The organism is Bradyrhizobium sp. LeoB3, from assembly GCF_055456055.1.
In genome coordinates, this window is sequence record NZ_JBVBEF010000443.1 from 1 (window position 1) to 303 (window position 303).

At 63.4% G+C, this 303-nt stretch carries 1 pseudogene; it reads left to right on the forward strand.

The annotated features are described in order from the left end of the window. Positions 1 to 303, forward strand: a pseudogene (locus ACZXDY_RS46665) (transposase); the annotation flags it as partial.

The following is a 303-nucleotide window of genomic DNA, read 5'->3' on the forward strand; positions in this document are numbered from 1 at the left end:
TCGGCCTCGGCGATCAGCGCCATCAACAAACGGCTGGATGCGTCGCTGAAGGCGTTTTGCGAGCGCAAGCTCAAGGAGCCATTCCCCTATCTGATCCTGGATGCGCGCTATGAGCGGGTGCGCGAGGACGGCATCATTGCGAGAGGTCGACGACGATTGCCTGCTCGAGCTCCGCTGGATGTGCGACCGGCGCGATCTTGGCGAGGTGCGGCGCGATCTGGCGGCATGGCTTGCCAAATGGGGCGGCAAATACCCCAAGCTCACCGGCTGGGTGGAGGACAACATCGAGGAGACGCTCGCCTA